At 64.8% G+C, this 21,248-nt stretch carries 35 protein-coding genes; 30 read left to right on the top strand and 5 right to left on the bottom strand.

What is annotated here, in order from left to right:
• Positions 1-471 precede the first annotated feature (471 nt).
• Positions 472-744, bottom strand: coding sequence for a hypothetical protein (locus FCU40_RS12820; RefSeq protein WP_131368814.1), 273 nt, complete (start codon positions 742-744; stop codon positions 472-474).
• Positions 745-911: 167 nt separating this feature from the next.
• Between FCU40_RS12820 and FCU40_RS12815 the strand changes: the two genes are divergently transcribed.
• A complete protein-coding gene (locus FCU40_RS12815; RefSeq protein ID WP_004616962.1) occupies positions 912-1,538 on the top strand; it encodes a YdeI/OmpD-associated family protein in 627 nt (208 codons plus the stop codon).
• On the opposite strand, the gene FCU40_RS12810 is transcribed toward FCU40_RS12815, so the two are convergent.
• Both FCU40_RS12810 and FCU40_RS12805 read right to left on the bottom strand, forming a co-directional pair.
• Positions 1,535-1,837: a UBP-type zinc finger domain-containing protein gene (locus FCU40_RS12810; RefSeq protein WP_168075396.1), complete on the bottom strand. Its 303-nt coding sequence runs from the start codon at positions 1,835-1,837 to the stop codon at positions 1,535-1,537. The genes FCU40_RS12815 and FCU40_RS12810 overlap by 4 nt on opposite strands.
• 11 nt (positions 1,838-1,848) lie before the next feature.
• Positions 1,849-3,504, bottom strand: a complete 1,656-nt coding sequence (locus tag FCU40_RS12805; protein ID WP_168075394.1) for an FAD-dependent oxidoreductase — start codon at positions 3,502-3,504, stop codon at positions 1,849-1,851.
• 199 nt (positions 3,505-3,703) lie between these two features.
• Here FCU40_RS12805 and FCU40_RS12800 point away from each other — a divergent pair, with 199 nt between their 5' ends.
• Positions 3,704-4,543, top strand: coding sequence for a DUF2807 domain-containing protein (locus tag FCU40_RS12800; RefSeq protein WP_168075392.1), 840 nt, complete (start codon positions 3,704-3,706; stop codon positions 4,541-4,543).
• Positions 4,544-4,643: 100 nt separating this feature from the next.
• Here FCU40_RS12800 and FCU40_RS12795 read toward each other — a convergent pair whose 3' ends face one another.
• Positions 4,644-5,402 (bottom strand): hypothetical protein, encoded by a 759-nt coding sequence (locus FCU40_RS12795; protein WP_168075390.1) that lies wholly within the window; start codon positions 5,400-5,402, stop codon positions 4,644-4,646.
• Between the two features lie 404 nt (positions 5,403-5,806).
• On the opposite strand from FCU40_RS12795, the gene FCU40_RS12790 reads away from it, so the two are divergent.
• The 28 genes from FCU40_RS12790 to rplQ all read left to right on the top strand — a co-directional run bounded on the left by FCU40_RS12790 (position 5,807) and on the right by rplQ (position 20,505).
• The gene (locus FCU40_RS12790) at positions 5,807-6,007 is read left to right on the top strand and encodes a hypothetical protein (RefSeq protein WP_168075388.1); all 201 of its coding nucleotides are present in this window, start codon (positions 5,807-5,809) and stop codon (positions 6,005-6,007) included.
• 13 nt (positions 6,008-6,020) lie between these two features.
• Entirely contained in the window at positions 6,021-6,329 is a 309-nt protein-coding gene (rpsJ, locus tag FCU40_RS12785; RefSeq protein ID WP_004616952.1) for a 30S ribosomal protein S10, read from the top strand.
• A 14-nt stretch (positions 6,330-6,343) separates the two neighbouring features.
• Positions 6,344-7,111 (top strand): 50S ribosomal protein L3, encoded by a 768-nt coding sequence (gene rplC / locus FCU40_RS12780; protein ID WP_004616938.1) that lies wholly within the window; start codon positions 6,344-6,346, stop codon positions 7,109-7,111.
• Positions 7,111-7,749 carry a 50S ribosomal protein L4 gene (rplD, locus tag FCU40_RS12775; RefSeq protein ID WP_004616936.1) on the top strand — a complete coding sequence of 213 codons (639 nt, stop codon included), beginning with the start codon at positions 7,111-7,113 and terminating at the stop codon, positions 7,747-7,749. Before rplC ends, rplD begins: the two co-directional genes overlap by 1 nt.
• Positions 7,749-8,045, top strand: coding sequence for a 50S ribosomal protein L23 (locus FCU40_RS12770; RefSeq protein ID WP_004616934.1), 297 nt, complete (start codon positions 7,749-7,751; stop codon positions 8,043-8,045). The genes rplD and FCU40_RS12770 overlap by 1 nt, the downstream gene beginning before the upstream one ends.
• A gap of 3 nt (positions 8,046-8,048) precedes the next feature.
• Complete coding sequence (gene rplB / locus FCU40_RS12765; RefSeq protein ID WP_004616932.1) at positions 8,049-8,885, top strand: 50S ribosomal protein L2; 837 nt, start codon at positions 8,049-8,051, stop codon at positions 8,883-8,885.
• 3 nt (positions 8,886-8,888) lie between these two features.
• On the top strand, positions 8,889-9,167 hold the full coding sequence (gene rpsS / locus FCU40_RS12760) for a 30S ribosomal protein S19 (protein ID WP_004616930.1): 279 nt from the start codon (positions 8,889-8,891) through the stop codon (positions 9,165-9,167).
• A 2-nt stretch (positions 9,168-9,169) separates the two neighbouring features.
• Positions 9,170-9,550, top strand: coding sequence for a 50S ribosomal protein L22 (rplV, locus tag FCU40_RS12755; protein WP_004616928.1), 381 nt, complete (start codon positions 9,170-9,172; stop codon positions 9,548-9,550).
• Complete coding sequence (gene rpsC / locus FCU40_RS12750) at positions 9,550-10,302, top strand: 30S ribosomal protein S3 (RefSeq protein ID WP_004616926.1); 753 nt, start codon at positions 9,550-9,552, stop codon at positions 10,300-10,302. Before rplV ends, rpsC begins: the two co-directional genes overlap by 1 nt.
• A gap of 13 nt (positions 10,303-10,315) precedes the next feature.
• On the top strand, positions 10,316-10,747 hold the full coding sequence (gene rplP, locus FCU40_RS12745) for a 50S ribosomal protein L16 (protein WP_004616924.1): 432 nt from the start codon (positions 10,316-10,318) through the stop codon (positions 10,745-10,747).
• 5 nt (positions 10,748-10,752) lie between these two features.
• Complete coding sequence (gene rpmC, locus FCU40_RS12740) at positions 10,753-10,944, top strand: 50S ribosomal protein L29 (RefSeq protein WP_004616922.1); 192 nt, start codon at positions 10,753-10,755, stop codon at positions 10,942-10,944.
• Positions 10,945-10,954: 10 nt separating this feature from the next.
• On the top strand, positions 10,955-11,194 hold the full coding sequence (rpsQ, locus tag FCU40_RS12735; protein ID WP_004616920.1) for a 30S ribosomal protein S17: 240 nt from the start codon (positions 10,955-10,957) through the stop codon (positions 11,192-11,194).
• 17 nt (positions 11,195-11,211) lie between these two features.
• Entirely contained in the window at positions 11,212-11,580 is a 369-nt protein-coding gene (rplN, locus tag FCU40_RS12730) for a 50S ribosomal protein L14 (protein ID WP_004616918.1), read from the top strand.
• A complete protein-coding gene (rplX, locus tag FCU40_RS12725) occupies positions 11,580-11,894 on the top strand; it encodes a 50S ribosomal protein L24 (RefSeq protein ID WP_004616917.1) in 315 nt (104 codons plus the stop codon). Before rplN ends, rplX begins: the two co-directional genes overlap by 1 nt.
• Positions 11,887-12,444, top strand: coding sequence for a 50S ribosomal protein L5 (rplE, locus tag FCU40_RS12720; protein ID WP_004616915.1), 558 nt, complete (start codon positions 11,887-11,889; stop codon positions 12,442-12,444). The genes rplX and rplE overlap by 8 nt, the downstream gene beginning before the upstream one ends.
• Before the next feature lie 22 nt (positions 12,445-12,466).
• A complete protein-coding gene (rpsN, locus tag FCU40_RS12715; protein WP_004616913.1) occupies positions 12,467-12,772 on the top strand; it encodes a 30S ribosomal protein S14 in 306 nt (101 codons plus the stop codon).
• 10 nt (positions 12,773-12,782) lie between these two features.
• On the top strand, positions 12,783-13,181 hold the full coding sequence (gene rpsH / locus FCU40_RS12710; protein ID WP_004616911.1) for a 30S ribosomal protein S8: 399 nt from the start codon (positions 12,783-12,785) through the stop codon (positions 13,179-13,181).
• 18 nt (positions 13,182-13,199) lie between these two features.
• Positions 13,200-13,733, top strand: coding sequence for a 50S ribosomal protein L6 (gene rplF / locus FCU40_RS12705; protein ID WP_004616910.1), 534 nt, complete (start codon positions 13,200-13,202; stop codon positions 13,731-13,733).
• 3 nt (positions 13,734-13,736) lie between these two features.
• Entirely contained in the window at positions 13,737-14,087 is a 351-nt protein-coding gene (gene rplR / locus FCU40_RS12700) for a 50S ribosomal protein L18 (protein WP_066684377.1), read from the top strand.
• Between the two features lie 10 nt (positions 14,088-14,097).
• A complete protein-coding gene (gene rpsE / locus FCU40_RS12695; RefSeq protein ID WP_004616905.1) occupies positions 14,098-14,703 on the top strand; it encodes a 30S ribosomal protein S5 in 606 nt (201 codons plus the stop codon).
• Between the two features lie 3 nt (positions 14,704-14,706).
• Positions 14,707-14,892: a 50S ribosomal protein L30 gene (rpmD, locus tag FCU40_RS12690; protein WP_004616903.1), complete on the top strand. Its 186-nt coding sequence runs from the start codon at positions 14,707-14,709 to the stop codon at positions 14,890-14,892.
• 171 nt (positions 14,893-15,063) lie between these two features.
• Positions 15,064-15,549 carry a 50S ribosomal protein L15 gene (gene rplO, locus FCU40_RS12685; RefSeq protein ID WP_004616901.1) on the top strand — a complete coding sequence of 162 codons (486 nt, stop codon included), beginning with the start codon at positions 15,064-15,066 and terminating at the stop codon, positions 15,547-15,549.
• A gap of 236 nt (positions 15,550-15,785) precedes the next feature.
• Positions 15,786-17,141 carry a preprotein translocase subunit SecY gene (gene secY, locus FCU40_RS12680; protein ID WP_004616899.1) on the top strand — a complete coding sequence of 452 codons (1,356 nt, stop codon included), beginning with the start codon at positions 15,786-15,788 and terminating at the stop codon, positions 17,139-17,141.
• A gap of 138 nt (positions 17,142-17,279) precedes the next feature.
• Positions 17,280-17,849 (top strand): adenylate kinase, encoded by a 570-nt coding sequence (locus FCU40_RS12675; RefSeq protein WP_168075386.1) that lies wholly within the window; start codon positions 17,280-17,282, stop codon positions 17,847-17,849.
• Between the two features lie 175 nt (positions 17,850-18,024).
• Complete coding sequence (gene rpsM, locus FCU40_RS12670) at positions 18,025-18,393, top strand: 30S ribosomal protein S13 (protein WP_004616895.1); 369 nt, start codon at positions 18,025-18,027, stop codon at positions 18,391-18,393.
• Between the two features lie 12 nt (positions 18,394-18,405).
• Entirely contained in the window at positions 18,406-18,795 is a 390-nt protein-coding gene (rpsK, locus tag FCU40_RS12665; RefSeq protein WP_004616890.1) for a 30S ribosomal protein S11, read from the top strand.
• 76 nt (positions 18,796-18,871) lie between these two features.
• On the top strand, positions 18,872-19,888 hold the full coding sequence (locus FCU40_RS12660; RefSeq protein ID WP_004616889.1) for a DNA-directed RNA polymerase subunit alpha: 1,017 nt from the start codon (positions 18,872-18,874) through the stop codon (positions 19,886-19,888).
• Positions 19,889-20,091: 203 nt separating this feature from the next.
• Positions 20,092-20,505, top strand: coding sequence for a 50S ribosomal protein L17 (gene rplQ, locus FCU40_RS12655; protein WP_004616886.1), 414 nt, complete (start codon positions 20,092-20,094; stop codon positions 20,503-20,505).
• A gap of 77 nt (positions 20,506-20,582) precedes the next feature.
• Here the strand turns inward: rplQ and FCU40_RS12650 are convergent, their stop codons facing one another.
• Positions 20,583-21,173 (bottom strand): hypothetical protein, encoded by a 591-nt coding sequence (locus tag FCU40_RS12650; protein ID WP_206677341.1) that lies wholly within the window; start codon positions 21,171-21,173, stop codon positions 20,583-20,585.
• Positions 21,174-21,248: the final 75 nt, after the last annotated feature.

Here is a 21,248-nt window from a genome sequence, read left to right as displayed (position 1 = left end):
TGCTTTGAGGGAGCGGACGATGCGAGAGCTGCTCTGGGCGGGAATTTATCCTACAGTATTTGACCCTGCCGATATGCGATCTTTGCCACGCCTCGGATCCGGGTTCCTCGTTTCGTAACCTCAAGATCGATAGGTCTGCTAATTTCGCACATCAACCACCCGAGACATTCGTGCCGAACAAGATCGTTATTGTCATCGGCTTCCACGTGTAGTTTCAACTGCCCAGGATCAGGGCCATAACTTCTCACGATAGCCGCGTCGCCATAGCACCGGTGTACACATTGCCGGATATACTCCGCTTCAGGCGGATCGAGCTGAGCAGGTTCGACAGGAAGCAGCGGCGGCTTCGCGACGGGCATTATACAACCTTAAAGCAGCTCGCATTAGCGGGAGCAGTGATTTGGTGGCCTTGCTCTGAACTGCCCCGTCATCAGCAGGTTAAGTCAAAGGCCGCCCTGGATGGAAACGGACCTAATTCTCCAGTCGCCAGGCAGCGGTCTTGTAGGGTTCGGGAATTGGATCATTCAGAGGGTTAAGCCCCTGCGCTTCGAGCGCATCGAACCATTGATCCCGTTTCGATTGCGGTAGACGTTCTCCGCACCAGGGGCAGAAATAGATCATCTGGCGCGACGCGCCGCCGGGCGTCTCAACGGTGTACTCGTCGAAAACCTCGTCATAGCTGACGACGACTTTCTCGTTTTCTGGATGAGCGCTGACGTGCCCAGTTCCGGTTCCGTGTGTCATGGCATCACTGTAGCGGTTGCGATCTAGGGGTTGCAAATGGACGTCAACAAACCTCCAGGTCGGGGGCGACCCTACATCTCTTAGAAGCTGCAGCCCTGCGATCGTCTCGCCGTGAGATGTAAGGAGGCCGCTTCTCCTGGTGGCGGGAAAGGTGGCAGGAAATGCGTATGGCGATGATCACCGATCCCGACGACTTCTTCACCAAGGGTTGTGGCCGGTGCGACCGCTTCGCCACGCCGGACTGTTCGACCCGGCCGTGGATCGAAGGGCTGAACGCCTTGCGCCGGATCTGTCTGGACATGGGGCTGGAAGAAACGGTGAAGTGGGCCCACCCGTGCTACAGGCGCGCTGGGCGCAATATCGCGCTCCTGGCCGCGTTTCGAGGCGACTTCAGGCTCACATTCTTGAACGCCAGTCTGCTCGCCGACCGTGAGGGTGTGCTGGAACCGCAAGGGCCCAACAGCCAGACTCCGGGCATGATCCGCTTCACCACTGTCGACCAGGTCGGCGAGTTGGAGCCGGTCATCCGGGCTTATCTGCAGCAGTTGATGGATCACGCCGAGGCCGGGACCAAGCCGCCCAAGACCGAGCGGGAGATCGATGTCCCCGAAGAGCTGACCGACGCGCTGGACGCCGATCCGGAACTGGCCGAGGCCTTCCACGCGCTGACGCCGGGCCGCCAGAAAAGCTACCTTTTCGCCCTGAACCAGGCCAAGCAGTCGGCCACCCGCGTGGCGCGGATCGAGAAGTTCCGCGACAAGATCCTCGCCGGGAAAGGAGCGCTCGAGCGCTAACCCATGAACCTCGGGATCGGCCCGATCTGGGGCGTCTGGTCCGGCAGTTCGACGAATTCCTCGTCGACATAACACCAGCCCCAGCCTTCCGGCGGGTCATAGCCTTCGATGATCGGGTGGCGGGTCGCGCGGAAATGGGCGGTGGCGTGCTTGCTCGGGCTGTCGTCGCAGCAGCCGACGTGGCCGCAGGTCCGGCACAGGCGCAGGTGCACCCACCAGCCGCCGGTCTTCAGGCATTCCTCGCAGCCCTTGGCGCTGGGCGTCACCAGGTGGATCGCGTCGCCATGGCGGCAGGTCATCGGCTTAACCCCTAAGCGTTGGCGAGATAGGCGTGAATGGCGGCGACGGCTTGGGCGCCTTCGCCGACGGCGGCGGCCACGCGCTTGACCGAGCCGGCCCGAACGTCGCCGATCGCGAACACGCCCTTGCGGCTGGTGTGCAGGCTGGGATGGCCGGGGGCCAGGTCGGTTCCGGTGCGGACGAAACCATGATTGTCGAGCTCGACATGGCAGTGGGTCAGCCAGGCGGTATTGGGCGCGGCGCCGATGAACAGGAAGAGGTGGCTGATCGCCTTGACCTCTTCCTGGCCGTCCGGACCGCGCCAGCGCACCGCCGACAACTGGCCGCCCTTGCCGTCCTCGGAGTCGCCCTCAAGATCGACGATCTCGGCGCGGACGACGACCTCGATGTTGGGCGTGCTCTCGATGCGGTCGATCAGGTAGCGCGACATGGTCGCCGCCAGGCTCTCGCCGCGCACGATCATCCAGACCTTCTTGACCTGGCTGGCCAGATAGACCGCCGCCTGGCCGGCCGAGTTGCCGGCCCCGACCAGGGCGACTTCCTGGCCGGAGCACAGCTTGGCCTCCAGCGGCGAGGCCCAATAGTGGACGCAGGCGCCCTCGAAGCGGTCCAGATTGTCGACCTCCAGCCGGCGATAGCGGGCACCGCTGGCGATGACCACGGTGCGGGCCTGGGCGGTCTCGCCGCTGGCCAGCTTCAGGCGGTAGCGGTCCGCGCCGCCCTCGCAGTCCAGCGCGGCGACCTCGTCGGGAATGGCCAGCTCGGCCCCGAATTTCTGGGCCTGGCTGAAGGCGCGTCCCATCAGGGCCATGCCCGAGACGCCGGTGGGAAAGCCCAGATAGTTCTCGATCCTGGCCGAGGCGCCAGCCTGGCCGCCGAAGGCGCGGGTGTCCAGCACCAGCACAGACAGGCCTTCCGAGGCGGCGTAGACGGCGGTGGCCAGCCCGGCCGGGCCCGCCCCGACCACGGCCACGTCATACAGGCGCTCGGCGTCGATCGGTCCGGCCAGGCCGATGCAGCGGCCCAGCTGATGGTCCGACGGCTGGCGCAGGATGGCCCCGTTCGGGCACAGAACGATCGGCAGCTCGCTCTCGTCGACGTGGAAACGCTGGATCAGCACCTGGGCGCAATCGACCGCGTCCGGATCCAGGTGCTGGTACGGATGGCCATTGCGGGCCAGGAAGCCGGAGAGGCGGATCACCTGGGCGTCGGCGGCGCGGCCGACGATGATCGGGCCGCCGGCCCCGGTCTCGATCAGGCTGACGCGGCGCAGGATCAGAGCGCGCATGATCCGCTCGCCCAGCTCGGCCTCGGCGACCAGCACGGCGCGCAGGCGGTCGGGGGCGATCAGCAGGGCCTCGACGTCGGTCAGGGCGGTGACATCGACCAGGGACGGGCGGCCCGACAGCTGGGCGATCTCGCCGATGAACTGCCCGGCGTCGTGCTCGACGATGGGCTGGCGTTCGTCGTGGGCGTCGCGCCGGGTGATCGCCACCCGGCCGTCCAGGACGACGAACAGGCCCGGCGAGGCGACGCCCGCCGTCGCCAGGGCCTCGCCGGCCTTGGCGCGGACCACGCGGCCGAAGCGGCGCAGCCGCTCGATCTCGGCCTGCTCCAGCCGGGGAAACATCTGGGCGTGACGGGTTTCGAAGGTTGTGCCGGCCATGGGGAGAGATTGCGCCAGGAATGACGTTTGGTCACTCGCCGACGATGAGGGATTTGAACGAACGCGCCTTTATTTCGGCGGCCGCCCGAGGCGGCGTATGACGGGCAAGTCATGACTTCGAATTAAGTCGCTGAACGTCGTTCGCCTCGCTAACGTCCTCGCATCGAATATCAACGCGCATCCGAGGGGGAACTGAACGATGCGAGCCATGACAACCCTGGCCGTGCTCGCGGCCGCCCTGGCCGCCGCGGGCGCCGCTTCCGCCGCGCCGTCCGTGAAGATCAAGGACGCGGTCGCCCGCGTCGTCGTGATCCCGGAAAACCGTCCGGACGTGAAGGTCGAGGTGATCCGCGACAACGCCAGCCTGCCGCTGACGGTGCGTCAGAACGGCGACGAAATCATCGTCGACGGCGATCTGCGGCACAACCGGATTTCCAGCTGCAACAGCCGCGACGGCAAGATCACCGTCCATGTGCGCGGCGTGGGCGATGTCGACTATGACGCCATGCCCCAGATCGCCATCCGCGCGCCGATGAACGTGAAGGTCGCCGGCGGCGGCGCGGTGTTCGGCGACATCGGCCGCAGCGCCAGCGTCGAGCTCGACAACGCCGGCTGCGGAACCTGGACGGTGGCCAATACGGCCGGCGCGATGAAGATCAACCAGGCGGGCTCGGGCGACACCCGCGCCGGATCGGCCGGGTCGCTGGAGGTCAACATCGCCGGCTCCGGCAACGTGGTCACCCGGGCCGTCGCTGGCGACCTGGAAGCCGCGATCGCCGGCTCGGGCGATGTGCGCGTCGCCAGCATCGGCGGCCGGCTGAAGGGCAATATCGTCGGCTCGGGCAATGTCACGGTCGCGGGCGGCCACGCTCGGTCCGTCTCGGCCAACGTGATGGGCTCTGGCAATGTGACGTTCGACGGGGACGCCGACGCCGCCAACGTGACGGTGGCGGGCTCGGGCAATATCCGCATCGCCAGGGTCAACGGCCCGGTGCAGAAGCACGTGGCCGGCTCGGGCGACGTGATCATCGGCCGCTGAGCGAACACACACACTTATATATAGAGAGAGATTGTAGAAAGGCCCCGGAGATCGTTCTCCGGGGCCTTTCGCTTTTCAGACCCTAGAGGTCCGCCGCGGCTTAGCGGTTGGCGAAGCCGAACAGGTCGTCGGCCGTGGCCAGGTCGGCGCCGGCGCGGTCGCGATCCTTCAGGCTGCCGCCGAAGGTGTAGCGGACGCCGATCTTCACCGAGTCGTCGTTCAGGTGGGCCAGATCGTCGGACTCGGTGTGAACGTACTTGCCGAACGTGCTCCAGCCCGTGCCGGCGAACTTGTACTCACCGCCGACATTGACGTCCCACAGGTCCGACTTGCGGGTGGTGTCGACACGCGACCAGGCCGCGCCGGCGTTCAGACGGATGTTATCCGTCACGAAGTAGCGGGCTTCGCCGCGCACCGAATACAGGTCGGCGTTCAGGTCGCTCGACTGGCCGTAGGCGGCCAGACCGGTCAGGGTCACGTTCGAGAAGTACTTCGAGACCTCGCCGCCAGCGGCCCAGAGCGTGTCGTTGGACGGGCGCGACAGGGCCGTGAAGGGGCCGACGCGCCAGGTGTCGTCGATCTTGGTCGTCAGGTGGACGGCGCCCGAGGCGACGGTCTGGTCGCTCAGGTTGTTGTTCGAGATCGAAACACCGCCATTGGCGGTGACCGTCCAGGCGCCGGACAGCGGAACGGCCACCGAGCCGTCGATGACGGCCGACGTGCCGTGGCCGCCGCTGACGTCGGTGCGCAGGTCGTCATAGTTCACGGCGGCGCCGATCGAGCCGACTTGCTGGGCGAAGGCCGGGGCCGAGATGGCGGCGGCGATCAGGGCGGCGGTGGCGAAAAGCTTGGTATTCATGTGGGTTATCCCCTTACACAACAGTGGCTCCTCCGGCTGGCTGGGCGGTCGTTGTTGGGGGAGGGGCCGCCCAGTCCGCCGGGGAGGGGCGGCATCTATGGAGGTTCGACCCGCCGCTCAAGGCGTCAGGCGCCGCTTGAAGGGCGAATAATGCAATTTTGTGACACTTGCGAAGGCGAGATTTTCGCCTACGCGCAAGTGGGCGCACGTTCTTGCTAGGTCTGGGCGGAATTCCGAAAAAACGCGGACCGTCGTTATGTTTTCGGAGGGCTTGCGCCAGCGGGGGAGGGCGCCTAATCAGATCTGGCCCGACGACTCGCGTCCCTCAAAGTCGCGACGAACCGGACAGAGCGCTTGACGAAACCGATTCTGGACCGTACAAGCGCGCCTCTGTTGGACCGGCTGTGAGCTTTCGGGCTCAAACGCGGTTCGCGAGACGCCCGGACATAGCGCCGCTAACCTCCTTCGGGAGGGGTGCAATATCTGGTCATCACCCCCGACAGGCGACTGTTGGGGATATTTGTTTTGCGGACGCTGCGTGCGGAGCTCCTTGGGGTTCCGAGTTGGTCTTTGAAATGGTTCGAGACGCGGGCGCAGCCCACTAGGAAACCGAGCGATATGGATCGTCAGAACATCCGCATCCGGCTCAAGGCCTTCGATCACCGCGTGTTGGATCATTCCACGCGCGAGATCGTCAACACGGCCAAGCGCACGGGTGCGACGGTGCGGGGCCCCATCCCCCTGCCCACGCTTATCGAGAAATTCACCGTCAACCGTTCGCCGCACGTCGACAAGAAGTCGCGCGAGCAGTTCGAGATCCGTACGCACAAGCGCGTTCTCGACATCGTTGACCCGACTCCGCAGACCGTGGACGCGCTGATGAAGCTCGACCTGTCGGCCGGCGTTGACGTCGAAATCAAGCTGTAAGGAGGGCCTGATCCATGACTCTCCCCACCCAACGCACCGGCGTCATCGCCAAGAAGCTGGGCATGACCCGCTTCTTCGACGAAGCTGGTCAGCACGTGCCGGTCACCGTCCTGTCGCTCGACGGTTGCCAGGTCACGGGCCAGCGCACCGTTGAGAAGGACGGCTACACCGCCCTGCAACTGGGCGCCGGCGCCAAGAAGGCCAAGAACACCTCCAAGGCCCTGCGCGGTCACTTCGCGAAGGCGGCCGTCGAGCCGAAGCGCGTCGTCGCCGAGTTCCGCGTCGAGGAAAACGCCCTGATCGAAGTCGGCGCCGAACTGACGGCCGACCACTTCGTCGCCGGCCAGAAGGTCGACATCCAAGGCGTCACCGTCGGTAAGGGTTTCGCCGGCGCCATGAAGCGCTGGAACTTCGGCGGTCTGCGCGCCACCCACGGTGTTTCGGTCTCGCACCGCTCGCACGGTTCGACCGGTAACCGCCAGGACCCGGGCCGTACGTTCCCGGGCAAGAAGATGGCTGGTCACCTGGGTCAAGAAACCGTCACCACGCTGAACGTCACGATCTGGAAGGTCGACGTCGAGCGCGGCCTGATCCTGGTCAAGGGCGCCGTCCCCGGCCACGAAGGCAGCTACGTGAAGGTTCGCGACGCCGTGAAGAAGGCTATCCCCGCCGACGCTCCGCGTCCGGGCGCCTTCCGCAAGGCTGGCGAGGCCGCTCCGGCCGCCGCCGAGACCCCCGCTGAAGAGGCCCCCGCGGCTGCGACCGAAGAGGGCGAAGGCTAATGAAACTCGACGTCATCAAATTGGACGGCGGCAAGGCCGGCTCCGTTGATCTCGACGACGCCATCTTCGGCATCGACGACATCCGCGGCGACATCCTGCAGCGCGTCGTGACCTGGCAGCTGGCCAAGCGCCGCTCGGGCAACCACAAGATTCAAGTCCGCAACGAGGTCTCTCGCACGGGCAAGAAGATGTACAAGCAGAAGGGCACGGGCGGCGCCCGTCACGGTTCGCGCCGTGCGGCCCAGTTCGTCGGCGGCGCCAAGGCCCACGGTCCCGTGGTCCGCAGCCACGCCTTCGACCTGCCCAAGAAGATCCGCGCCCTGGCCCTGAAGCATGCTCTGTCGTCGAAGGCCAAGTCGGGCTCGCTGGTCGTCCTGGACAACGTTGCTCTGACCGAAGCGAAGACGGCCGCCCTGCGCGCCAACTTCGACAAGATCGGTCTGAAGAACGCCCTGGTCATCGCCGGCCCGGAAGTGGACGCGAACTTCAAGCTCGCCGCCCGCAACATCCCGAACGTGGATGTCCTGCCGAACGCCGGCCTGAACGTCTACGACGTGCTGCGTCGCCAGACCCTCGTCCTGACCAAGGACGCGGTCGAAGCGATCTCGGCCCGTTTCGCTGAGAAGGAAGCCGCCTAATGGCCGCCACCGCTCGCCACTACGACACGATCCTGTCGCCGGTGATCACCGAAAAGACGACCCTGCTCAGCGAGCAGAACAAGGTTGTCTTCAAGGTGGCCAACGACGCGACCAAGGACGAAATCGCCGCCGCCGTCGAAGAGCTGTTCAAGGTCAAGGTGACCAAGGTCAACACCATCGTGACCAAGGGCAAGACCAAGCGCTTCCGCGGCATCGTGGGTCGTCGCAACGACGTCAAAAAAGCGATCGTGACCCTGGCCGACGGCCAGTCGATCGACATCACGACGGGGCTCTAAGACATGGCCTTGAAGCAATTTAACCCGACCAGCCCCGGCCAGCGCGGCCTGGTGCTGATCGATCGCAGCGAACTTCACAAGGGTCGCCCCGAGAAGAAGCTCGTCGAAGGCCTGACCAAGTCGGGCGGTCGCGGCGGCAACGGCCGTATCGCGGTCCGTTTCCGCGGCGGCGGCGCCAAGCGCCTGTACCGTCTGGTCGACTTCAAGCGTCGTAAGCAAGGCTCGGCCACGGTCGTTCGCCTCGAGTACGATCCGAACCGCACCGCCTTCATCGCGCTGATCCGCTACACGGACGGCGAGCTGAGCTACATCCTGGCTCCGCAACGTCTGAAGGCCGGCGACGAAGTCGTCACGGGCGAAAAGGTCGACGTGAAGCCGGGCAACGCCTCGCCGCTGCGCACGCTGCCGATCGGCACGATCATCCACAACATCGAGCTGAAGCCCGCCAAGGGCGGTCAGATCGCCCGTTCGGCTGGCGCCTACGCCCAGCTGGTCGGTCGTGACGCCGGCTATGCCCAGATCCGCCTGAACTCGGGCGAACTGCGCATGGTGCTCGACTCGTGCATGGCCACCGTCGGCGCCGTGTCGAACCCGGACCACATGAACCAGAACCTCGGCAAGGCCGGTCGTTCGCGTCACATGGGTCGTCGTCCTCACGTTCGCGGCGTCGCCATGAACCCGGTCGACCACCCCCACGGCGGCGGTGAAGGCCGCACCTCGGGCGGTCGCCACCCGGTGACCCCGGCCGGTAAGCCGACCAAGGGCGCCAAGACCCGCGTCAACAAGGCCACGGATAAGTTCATCATCCGCTCGCGCCACAAAGCGAAGAAGGGCCGCTAAGCCATGACCCGCTCCGTCTGGAAAGGCCCGTTTGTCGACGGGTACCTCCTGAAGAAGGCCGATGCCGCTCTGTCGTCGGGCCGCAAGGACGTCATCAAGACCTGGTCGCGCCGCTCGACCATCATGCCGCAATTCGTCGGCCTGACCTTCGGCGTGCACAACGGCCAGAAGCACGTCCCCGTGCTCGTGTCGGAAGACATGGTCGGCATGAAGTTCGGCGAATTCGCGCCGACCCGGAACTTCCCGGGTCACGCGGCCGACAAGAAGGCCAAGAGGAAGTAATCATGGCCAAGCAGAAGCAAGAACGCCGCCTGTCGGGCGCCGAAGCGATGGCCAAGGTGCGCACCCTGCGCACCAGCCCGCGCAAGCTGAACCTGGTCGCTCAGTCCATCCGTGGCCTGAACGTCCAGCGCGCTCTGAACGAGCTCGAGTTCAGCCACAAGCGCATCGCCCAGGACGTCCGCAAGGCGCTGTACTCGGCGATCTCGAACGCCGAGAACAACCACAACCTCGACATCGACAGCCTGGTCGTCGCCGAGGCCTATGTGGGCAAGAACCTGATCATGAAGCGCTTCTCGCCCCGCGCCCGCGGTCGCGCGACGCGCGTCGAAAAGCCGTTCTCCGAGATCACGATCGTGGTCCGCGAACTGGGTGAGGCCGCCTAATGGGTCAGAAAGTCAATCCGGTCGGGCTGCGGCTCGGCATCAACCGCACCTGGGACAGCCGTTGGTTCGCCGACGGCAACCAGTACGGCAAGCTGCTGCACCAAGACCTGGCGGTCCGCGCCGCTCTGAAGAAGCGCCTGTACCAAGCTGGTGTCTCGCGCATCATCATCGAGCGTCCGCACAAGAAGTGCCGCGTGACGATCTATGCCGCCCGTCCGGGCGTCATCATCGGCAAGAAGGGCGCTGACATCGACAAGCTCCGCAAGGACCTGTCGGTGATGACCGAAGGCGAAGTCCACCTGAACATCGTCGAGATCCGCAAGCCGGAAACCGACGCTCAGCTGGTCGCCGAGTCGATCGCTCAGCAACTCGAGCGCCGTATCGCTTTCCGTCGCGCCATGAAGCGCTCGATCCAGTCGGCCGTGCGTCTCGGCGCCAAGGGCATCCGGATCAACGTTTCGGGTCGCCTCGGCGGCGCTGAAATCGCACGTATGGAGTGGTACCGCGAAGGCCGCGTGCCGCTGCACACCCTGCGCGCCGACATCGACTTCGGTTTCGCCGAAGCCAAGACCACCTACGGCATCATCGGCGTGAAGACCTGGATCTTCAAGGGCGAGGTGCTGGAGCATGATCCGATGGCGCTCGACAAGCGCCTGGCCACCGAGTCCGGCCCCGCCGGCGAAGGTGGCGGCCGTGAGCGCGGCGATCGTCCCGACCGGGGCGAGCGTCGTGACCGTCGCGATCGCGCCTAAGGATTAGATCGCCATGCTGTCTCCGAAGAAGACCAAATTCCGCAAGCAGTTCAAGGGCCGCATCCACGGCGCTTCGAAGGGCGGCACCCTGCTGAACTTCGGTTCGTATGGCCTGAAGGCCGTCGAGCCGGAGCGCATCACGGCTCGCCAGATCGAAGCCGCTCGTCGCGCCATCACCCGCCAGATGAAGCGTCAAGGCCGCGTCTGGATCCGCATCTTCCCGGACGTGCCGGTCACCGGCAAGCCCGCCGAAGTCCGGATGGGTAAGGGTAAGGGCGCGGTGGATTACTGGGCCGCCCGCGTGGCTCCGGGCCGCATCATGTTCGAAATCGACGGCGTGCCGGACGATGTCGCGCGTGAAGCGCTCCGCCTTGGCGCCGCCAAGCTGCCGATCCGCACCCGTGTTGTCACCCGCATCGACGCGGGTGTGGCCATGGAGGCCTGAGGCTCATGAAGATCGCTGACATCCGGGGCATGACCCCCGACCAGCTGGCCGACACGCTGATCAGCCTGAAGAAGGAGCAGTTCAACCTGCGCTTCCAGGCCGCCACGGGTCAGGTCGAGAAGACCCACCGCGTCAACGAGATCCGCAAGGATATCGCGCGGATCAAGACCGTGCTGCGCGCCAAGGCCGCGGCGTAAGGAGAACGATATGCCCAAGCGTATCCTCGAAGGGGTCGTCGTCTCCGACAAGGGCGATAAGACCGTCGTGGTGAAGGTCGAACGGACTATCGTTCACCCGATCCTGAAGAAGATCGTGCGTCAGTCGAAGAAGTATCACGCGCACGACGAAGCCAACGCGTACAAGACCGGCGAAGCTATCCGCATCGTCGAGTGCGCTCCGAAGTCCAAGCTGAAGACCTGGGAAGTCCTTCCCAAGGCTTCGGCTTAATCTGGAAGGTTTAGACCATGATCCAGATGCAAACTAACCTGGACGTCGCCGATAACTCTGGCGCTCGCCGGGTCATGTGCATCAAGGTGTTGGGCGGCGCTGGCCGTCGCTACGCCAGCGTGGGCGACGTCATCGTCGTCTCCGTCAAGGAAGCCATTCCGCGCGGTCGCGTGAAGAAGGGCGACGTGCTGCGCGCCGTCGTCGTTCGGGTGAATCAAAATCTGAAGCGCAAGGATGGCTCGGTCATCCGCTTCGATAAGAACGCCGCGGTGATCGTGAACAAGCAGAGCGAGCCGGTCGGCACGCGGATCTTCGGCCCGGTTCCCCGTGAACTGCGCGCCAAGAACCACATGAAGATCATCTCCCTCGCTCCGGAGGTGCTGTAATGGCCGCTAAGATCAAGAAGGGCGACCGCGTCGTCGTTCTGGCCGGCAAGGACAAGGGCAAGCAAGGCGCTGTCCTGCAAGTCCTGCCGAAGGAAGATCGTGTCGTCGTGGAAGGCGTGAACATCGTGTCGCGCCACACCAAGCCGACCCAGGCTGACCCGCAAGGCGGGATCAAGAACAAGGAAGCCGCGCTGCACGTCTCGAACGTCGCCATCGTGGACTCCAAGGGCAAGCCCACCCGCGTCGGCTTCAAGATCGAAGGCGACAAGAAGGTGCGCGTCGCCAAGACGACCGGCGAGGTGATCAATGGCTGATCAAGCTTACGAGCCCCGGCTGAAGACCGTTTATCGCGAGCGTATCCGCTCGGCGATGAAGGAGCAGTTCGGCTACACCAACGAAATGCAGATCCCCAAGCTGGACAAGATCGTCCTGAACATGGGCATCGGCGAGGCGGTGGCCGACTCCAAGAAGGCTCAGACCGCCCTGAAGGATCTGCAGGCGATCGCCGGCCAAAAGCCCGTCGCGACCCGCGCCCGCAAGTCCATCGCCGGCTTCAAGCTGCGCGAAGGCATGGTGGTCGGCGCCAAGGTCACCCTGCGCAAGGACCGGATGTACGAATTCCTGGACCGCCTGGTCACGATCGCGCTGCCGCGCGTGAAGGACTTCCGTGGTCTGAACGGCAAGAGCTTCGACGGCCGCGGCAACTACGCCATGGGCCTGAAGGAGCACCTGGTGTTCCCGGAAATCAACTATGACCAGATCGAACAGATCTGGGGCATGGACATCATCGTCTGCACCACTGCGAAGTCCGACCAGGAAGCCAAGGCTCTCCTGAAGGAATTCCAGTTCCCGTTCGTCAACTAAGAGAGCGGGAAGGAAAGAAACCATGGCCAAGAAAAGCGCCGTCAACCGCAACGAAGCCGTCAAGGCCCTCGTCAAGAAGTTCGCCGAGAAGCGCGCCGCGCTGAAGGCGATCGCCAACGACGAAAGCCTGCCGCTCGAGGAACGCTTCGAGGCTCGCCTCAAGCTGGCGAAGCTGCCCCGCAGCAGCTCGCCGATCCGCATCCGCAACCGCTGCGAAGTCACGGGCCGTCCGCGCGCCTACTACCGCAAGCTTAAGATGAGCCGTGTGGCGCTCCGCGAACTGGGTTCGCAAGGGCAGATCCCGGGCCTCGTCAAGTCGAGCTGGTAAGGACGATCAGATGTCGATGAACGATCCCCTGAGCGATATGATCGCTCGCATCAAGAACGCCGCCACGCGCAAGCGCTCGAAGGTGTCGACGCCGGCTTCCAAGCTGCGCGCCCGCGTCCTCGACGTGCTGGCCGATGAAGGCTACATCCGCGGCTACTCGCTGATCGAGAAGCCCGGTGCGTTCCCCGAATTCGAGATCGAGCTCAAGTACTTCGACGGCGAGCCCGTGATCGCCGAGATCAGCCGCGTGTCCAAGCCTGGCCGTCGCGTCTACTCGTCGATCAAGGACCTCAAGCCGATCAAGAACGGCCTGGGCATCTCGATCCTTTCGACGCCGAAGGGCGTCATGTCGGACACCGCCGCGCGCGACGCTAATGTCGGCGGCGAAGTCCTCTGCCGCGTCTACTAGGCGCGGGAGGGAAAGAGCATGTCACGTATCGGTAAGAAAGCCGTCGTCATCCCCGCGAACGTCACGCTGACGGTCGCGGGCCAGACGGTCACGGTGAAGGGCCCCAAGGGTCAACTCTCGTGGACGATCGCCGACGAAGTCGAGCTGAAGCAAGAGGGCAACGAGCTCTCGCTGACGCCGCGCGTCGACACGAAGCGCGCCAAGGGCATGTGGGGTCTGTCCCGCACGCTGGTGGCCAACATGGTGCACGGTGTGACCACCGGCTTCGAGGAAAACCTCGAACTGGTCGGCGTCGGTTACCGCGCGGCCATGAAGGGCACGGCCCTGAGCCTCCAACTCGGTTTCAGCCACGACGTGGACGTCGCGGCCCCGGCCGGCATCACGTTCGCCACGCCGAAGCAAACCGAAATCAAGATCGCCGGCATCGACAAGCAGGCGGTTGGTGAGATTGCCGCGAAGATCCGCCGCATTCGTCCGCCGGAGCCGTACAAGGGCAAGGGCGTGCGTTATGCTGGCGAGACCGTTCGCCGCAAGGAAGGCAAGAAGAAGTAAGCCATGGCGCTCTCTCCTCGTGAATCGGCGGCCAAGCGCGCTCAGCGCGTTCGCACCCGCCTCAAGAGCCTCGCCAACGGTCGTCCGCGTCTGTCGGTCTTCCGTTCGTCGAAGAACATCTACGCCCAGATTATCGATGATGAACGCGGCGTGACCCTGGCGTCGGCTTCCACCCTGGAAGCCGAAGGCAAGGGCGCGGACAAGGATGCCGCCGCCAAGGTTGGCAAGCTCGTCGCCGAGCGCGCCATCGAAAAGGGCGTCAAGGACGTCGTGTTCGATCGTGGCGGTTACATCTTCCACGGCCGGGTGAAAGCCCTGGCCGACGCCGCGCGCGAAGCCGGCCTGAACTTCTAAGGGAACGAAAATGGCTCGTGGTGAACAACAGCGCGGTGAAGGCGGTCAACGCCGTGACCGTCGCGACCGCAACGCCCCCGAAGAGCGGGTCGACAGCGACATCGTCGAAAAGCTCGTCCACATCAACCGCGTCGCCGCCACCGTGAAGGGCGGTCGTCGCTTCAGCTTCGCCGCCCTGATGGTCGTTGGCGACCAAAAGGGCCGCGTCGGCTTCGGTCATGGCAAGGCGCGTGAAGTGCCGGAAGCCATCCGCAAGGCGACCGAGGAAGCCAAGAAGACGATGATCCGCGTTCCGCTGCGTGAATCCCGCACCCTGCACCACGACGGCGCTGGCCGTTGGGGCGCCGGCAAGGTGATGATGCGCTCGGCGCCTCCCGGCACCGGCGTCATCGCCGGCGGTCCGATGCGCGCGGTTCTCGAAACCCTGGGCGTCCAGGACGTCGTGGCCAAGTCGACGGGTTCCTCGAACCCGTACAACATGGTGCGCGCGACGTTCGAAGCCCTGAAGGTGCAATCGTCGCCCCGCCAGATCGCCGCCAAGCGCGGCAAGAAGGTTGGCGACATCCTCGGCCGTCGCGCCGACGGCGCGTCGTCGCCGGAAGCCATCGAGGGCTAAGTCATGGCTGAAGCTAAGACCATCACGGTGCGCCAGACCGGCAGCCCCATCCGTCGTGAAAAGGACCAACGGGCCACGCTCGTCGGTCTGGGCCTGAACCGCGTGGGTCGCACCTCGACCCTGCAGGACAACCCCTCGACCCGCGGCATGATCCGCAAGGTCCAGCACCTGCTGGAAATCGTCGAGTAGGTCTCTACGAGACGCGAAATACGCCACCCCGGTGAAAGCCGGGGTGGTTTTCGTTTGAAATCGCTTTTCGCCATTGAGTTCTCTGGCGTTTTGGGGTTTTAAGCGCGCTTCGAATTTCAACCGCCGAGTCCGGTCGTCCGACCGGGCGCAGATCTCCAAGGAGAGGCACCTATGACCAAGCTGAATGAACTGGCTCCCCGCGAAGGCTCGACCAAGGGCCGCATGCGCGTCGGCCGCGGCCCGGGTTCGGGCAAGGGCAAGACCAGCGGCCGCGGCGTGAAGGGCCAGAAGTCGCGGACCGGCGTCGCGATCGCCGGCTTCGAAGGCGGTCAAATGCCGCTGCACATGCGTATGCCCAAGCGCGGCTTCAACAACCCGTTCCGCGCGTCCTACGCCGAAGTGAACCTGTGGCGCCTGGAACAAGCCGTCGCCGCCGGTAAGCTGAAGGCTGGCGCCGAAGTCTCGGCCGCCGACTTGGTCGCCGCCGGCGTCATCCGCCGCGAGCTGGACGGCGTGAAGCTGCTGGGCAAGGGCGAAATCAAGTCGGCCCTGAAGCTGACCGTTTATTCGGCCACCGAAGCCGCCATCAAGGCCGTCGAGGCCGCCGGTGGTTCGGTCACCGTGACCAAGAAGGCCAAGGCGCAAGCCGAAGCCTAAGTCCTTATGTCATCCCGTTGAGCGCCTCGCGGCTTTCGCGGGGGCGCTTTCCGGGACTTCGTTTCCGATCGGGATGACAGAAATACGAGGCTCGCCGTGACATCGCGGCGAGCCTCACCTATTTGTGGCGCTCTCCTCGGACCAACGCGGTCCGGGAAACCAATTTTCAGAGCGTGGTCCCCGCCGGACGCGGTATGGGTTTCCGGCTGTCACGCTCCTGAGTCGTGGGGATCTGAATGGCCTCGGCCGCCGAACAACTCGCAGCCAACATGAACTTCGCGTCGTTCCAGAAGGCGACCGAACTTCACAAGCGCATCTGGTTCACGATCATCGCCCTGATCGTCTACCGGCTGGGCTCCTATGTTCCGATCCCCGGCATCGACGCGGCGTCCTACGCCCAGCTGTTCAGCCGGAACTCCGAGGGCATCCTCGGCATGTTCAACATGTTTTCGGGCGGCGCCGTGCAGCGCATGGCCATCTTCTCGCTGAACGTCACGCCCTACATCAGCGCCTCGATCATCGTGCAGCTGATGGGCACGGTGTATCCGCCGTGGGAGAAGCTGAAGAAGGAAGGCGGGGAGGCGGGCCGCAAGACCCTCAACCAGTACACCCGCTACTTCGCCGTGGTGCTGGCCGTCGTCCAGTCGGCCTCGATCGCCATGGGCCTGGCGGCGCAGCCAGGCATCGTCGTCGACGGCGTAAGCCACGCCTTCTTCATCGTCTCGACCGTGGTGGCCCTGACGGGCGGCACCCTGTTCCTGATGTGGCTGGGCGAGCAGATCACCAGCCGGGGCGTCGGTAACGGCGTCAGCCTGATCATCTTCGCCGGCATCGTGGCCCGTCTGCCGATCTCGCTGGGTCAGCTGCTGGTTCAGGCCCAGACCTCGGGCAACTACACCCCGCTGTTCCTGATCGTGATCGGCGCGGTGGCCGCCATCCTGGCCATCGTCTTCATGGAGCGCTCGCAGCGCCGCCTGCTGGTCCACTATCCCAAGCGCCAGCAGGGCAACCGCATGATCGGCGGCGAAAGCTCGTTCATGCCGCTGAAGATCAACACGGCCGGGGTCATTCCGCCGATCTTCGCCTCGTCCCTGCTGCTGCTGCCGACCACGGCCCTGCAGTTCGTCAACGCGGCCAACCTGCCGTCCTGGGCCTCGTGGCTGCCGGGCGTGGTGGGCGCGCTGCAGCACGGCCACCCGGCGTTCCTGGTGTTCTACGCCCTGCTGATCATCTTCTTCTCGTTCTTCTACACCTCGGTCGTGTTCAATCCCGAGGAGACGGCCGAGAACCTGCGCAAGTACGGCGGCTTCCTGCCGGGCATCCGTCCGGGCAAGCGCACGGCCGAGTACCTGGACTACGTGCTGACCCGCCTGACCGTGATCGGCGCGGCCTACATCACCGCCGTCTGTATCGCGCCCGAGTTCGTGATGATGCTGATCAAGTCGAACCAGTTCGCGCTGGGCGGCACCTCGATCCTCATCGTCGTGACGGTGACCATGGACACCGTGGCCCAGATTCAGTCCCACCTGCTGGCGCACCAGTACGAGGGCCTGATCAAGAAGTCGAAGCTGCGCGGCGGCCGCAACCGCTAGGCGCCGGCGGCGATTCTATTGGAAGCGTCGGAATCCGGTTTGTCACAAAACCGGCTTCCGTTTTCCGTCCCGGGGCTCTAGGTCTGCTCCGGGAGACCAGCCGGGCGCAGACTCGGTGAGACGCGCGAAGGGGCTTAAATGAACTTGATCCTGTTCGGACCGCCGGCGGCGGGGAAGGGCACCCAGGCCAAGCGCCTAGTCGCCGAGCGCGGCATGGTGCAGCTCTCGACCGGCGACATGCTGCGAGCGGCGATCGCTTCCGGCTCGGAGCTGGGCCAGAAGGTCAAGGGCGTTCTGGACCGCGGCGAGCTGGTTACCGACGAGATCGTCATCGCCTTGATCGAGGATCGTCTGCCCGAGGCCGAGGCGGCCGGCGGCGCGATCTTCGACGGCTTCCCGCGCACGGTCGCCCAGGCCGAGGCCCTGGATAAAATGTTGTCCGCGCGCGGACAGAAGATCGACGTCGTTCTCCGACTCAAGGTAGACGAGCCCGCTCTGATCGAGCGGATCAAGAAGCGGTTCGAGGAACAGGGGCGGCCGGACGACAATCCCGAAGTCTTCGTGACTCGCCTGGCGCAGTACAATGCTCAAACCGCGCCTCTGCTGCCCTATTACGAAGGGCAGGGGAAGCTGACGGAACTGGATGGGATGGGTTCGGTGGAAGCCGTGGCCGCGTCCATCGACGCCGCTCTTTCGGGAGTGGCTTAAGAAAGCCCGAATTCCCTGGACATCCGGTGGATTCAGTTGTTGACGGAAGCGAAACGATCCCTATAACGGGGCGCTTCCGCGAAAGGGCGCGATCCGTGCGCGCCGGTTTGGATCTTGTAGGTCCTACCGGGTGCGCCGTTCGCGTCTCTAGTGCGTGACTAGGAGAACATTAGACGTGGCCCGTATCGCAGGCGTCAACATCCCGACGAACAAGCGCGTTCTGATCGCGCTTCAGTACATTCACGGCATCGGCCAAAAGTCGGCTCGTGAGATCATCACTAAGGTGGGCATCGAGGATGCGCGTCGCGTCAACCAACTGACCGACGCCGAAGTCCTCGCCATCCGCGAAACGATCGACCGTGACTACACCGTCGAGGGCGACCTGCGTCGCGAGAACTCGATGAACATCAAGCGTCTGATGGACCTGGCCTGCTATCGCGGCCTGCGTCACCGCAAGGGCCTGCCGGTCCGCGGTCAGCGCACCCACACGAACGCTCGTACCCGCAAGGGTCCGGCCAAGCCGATCGCCGGCAAGAAGAAGTAAGGTAGCCTGACGATGGCCAAGGAACCGGGTCGCGTTAAAAAGCGCGAACGCAAGAACATCACCTCGGGCGTGGCGCACGTGAACGCCTCGTTCAACAACACCATGATCACCATCACTGACGCCCAGGGCAACACGATCTCGTGGTCCTCGGCCGGCATGATGGGCTTCAAGGGCTCGCGCAAGTCGACCCCGTATGCCGCTCAGATGGCCGCCGAGGACGCGGGCAAGAAGGCCGCGGAACACGGCGTGAAGACCCTGGAAGTCAACGTTTCGGGTCCGGGCTCCGGCCGTGAATCGGCTCTGCGCGCCCTGCAGGCGGCCGGCATGACCATCACGACCATTCGTGACGTCACGCCGATTCCGCACAACGGCTGCCGCCCGCCCAAGCGTCGTCGCGTCTAGTACTTTTTAGACGACAATTCTCCTTCGCCGGCTGCGCTAGACGCGGCCGGCGAGCCGCGTTCAAGGGACCGACCACGTGATCGAAAGAAACTGGAACGAGCTGATCCGTCCTGAGAAGCCGCAGATCGAAACCGGGGCCGACGCCAGCCGCAAGGCTCGCATCGTCGCCGAGCCGCTGGAGCGTGGTTTCGGTGTGACGCTCGGCAACGCCCTGCGTCGCGTTCTTCTCTCGTCGCTGCAAGGCGCCGCCGTCACCGCCATCCAGATCGATGGCGTGGTGCACGAATTCTCTTCGCTCGAAGGCGTCCGCGAAGACGTCGTCGACATCGTTCTGAACATCAAGCAGCTGGCCGTTCGGATGCACGCCGAAGGCCCGAAGCGCATGACCCTGCGCGCCACCGGCCCCGGCCCGGTGACCGCCGGTCAGATCGAGACCCCGGCCGATATCGAGATCCTGAACCCCGACCACGTGCTCTGCACGCTGGATGACGGCGCCAACGTGCGCATGGAGTTCACGGTCAACACCGGCAAGGGCTACATCCCGGCCGACCGCAACCGTCCGGAAGACGCGCCGATCGGCCTGATCGCCGTCGACGCTCTGTACTCGCCGGTCAAGCGCGTCGCCTACCGCGTCGAGCCGACCCGTCAGGGCCAGTCGCTGGACTATGACAAGCTGATCCTGGAAGTGGAAACCAACGGCGCCGTCACCCCGGTGGACGCCGTGGCCTACGCCGCCCGGATCCTGCAGGACCAACTGCAGATCTTCATCACCTTCGAGGAGCCGAAGGCCAAGTCGGCCGACGAATCCAAGCCGGAACTGCCGTTCAATCCGGCCCTGCTGAAGAAGGTGGACGAGCTGGAACTGTCGGTCCGTTCGGCCAACTGCCTGAAGAACGACAACATCGTCTACATCGGCGACCTGATCCAGAAGACCGAAGCCGAGATGCTGCGCACCCCGAACTTCGGCCGCAAGTCGCTGAACGAGATCAAGGAAGTGCTCGCCGGCATGGGTCTGCACCTCGGCATGGACGTGCCGAACTGGCCGCCGGAGAACATCGAAGACCTGGCCAAGAAGTTCGAAGACCAAATCTAAGAACCTTCGAAGCCTATCGCGCTAAATCCGGGCCGCTCTTCCTCTCTTCGGAAAGGGAAGGCGGCCTGGGCCTTTTGAAGCCGCTACGCGGTGGAGGGCCCCAGCGCTTCGCTCTGAACCCGGTCGGGACGGACCAGGATTGGTGACAATCAGGCGCGCCTTGTCAGGCAGCCGCTCGGGCCAAGCGCCCAGGAGAGAAGAAAATGCGTCACGGCTACGCCCACCGCAAACTGGGCCGCACCTCGGCTCACCGCACCGCCATGTTCGCCAACATGTCGGCCTCGCTGATCAAGCACGAGCAGATCGTCACCACCCTGCCGAAGGCCAAGGAACTGCGTCCGATCGTCGAAAAGCTGGTCACCCTGGCCAAGCGCGGCGACCTGCACGCTCGCCGCCAAGCCATCAGCTCGGTTCGCGACGTCGAACAAGTCGGCAAGCTCTTCGCGGTCCTCGGCCCGCGCTACAAGGACCGTCAGGGCGGCTACATCCGCGTCCTGAAGGCCGGCTTCCGCTACGGCGACAACGCCCCGATGGCCGTGATCGAGTTCGTCGACCGCGACGTTTCGGAAAAGGGCAAGGACTCGGGTCCGGTCTTCACCGCCGACGCCGAAGACTAAGAGATTTCGGCGCAAGCTGATCGGCGCAAGCTGAGACGAAAGGCCCCGGAGCGATCCGGGGCCTTTTTCGTTGGGCGTCACGGCTTGGGCGTTTCCGGCTTTGGCGCGGCTCGATGCCCGGCTCGGATCGCCTGGAGCTGCTCGACCTGCTGCGCTTGCGTGGGAACGCCCAACTCCGTGCGCAAGGCGTCGGAGACAAGATCGCGGTCATAGGGCTCTTGGCCCATCTCTTCGCCGCGCTTGGCCATGAACTGCGTCCCGTAGATCTGCGGCTTGTCGATGTTCATCAGGTAGCGATCCAGCGTGGCGCTGGCGATCCAGAGCGACGAGCTGTCGCCCTTGCCGACGGCGACCATCGCCAGGGTGTGGGCCAGCAGATAGTCGTTTGGCGCCGCGCCGTGCTGATAGATGAACGCCGCGTGGCGGAAATCCTCGGCGGTGTGCAAGGCGCCGTCGGCCAACAGTTTCCGCGTGGCGTCGCGGCGCTGTTCATCGCGCGGGGTCACTTTCGACCAGTCGATCGGCGTCTTCTGACGGTCGCCCTGATCCTCATCATAGATGCGGGTCATTTCGGCGTTGGACGTCGGCGGCGTCGGTCCCTGGGCCTGGGCGGGCAGGGCCAGAAAGCCGAGCCAAGTCAGGGCCAGCAAAGGCGTTCTCAGGCTCATCGCGTCCTCCATCTCCAAGTCCAGCTTGGACTATGGAGGGCGTTTCGCGAAGATTGCAAAGGCGCTCGGCGCGCT

Source organism: Caulobacter sp. SSI4214 (assembly GCF_012184455.1).
In the GTDB taxonomy this organism is placed as follows: domain Bacteria; phylum Pseudomonadota; class Alphaproteobacteria; order Caulobacterales; family Caulobacteraceae; genus Caulobacter; species Caulobacter vibrioides_E.
Note: the sequence above shows the minus strand (reverse complement) of the source record. Positions and strands in the feature narration are given on the sequence as shown.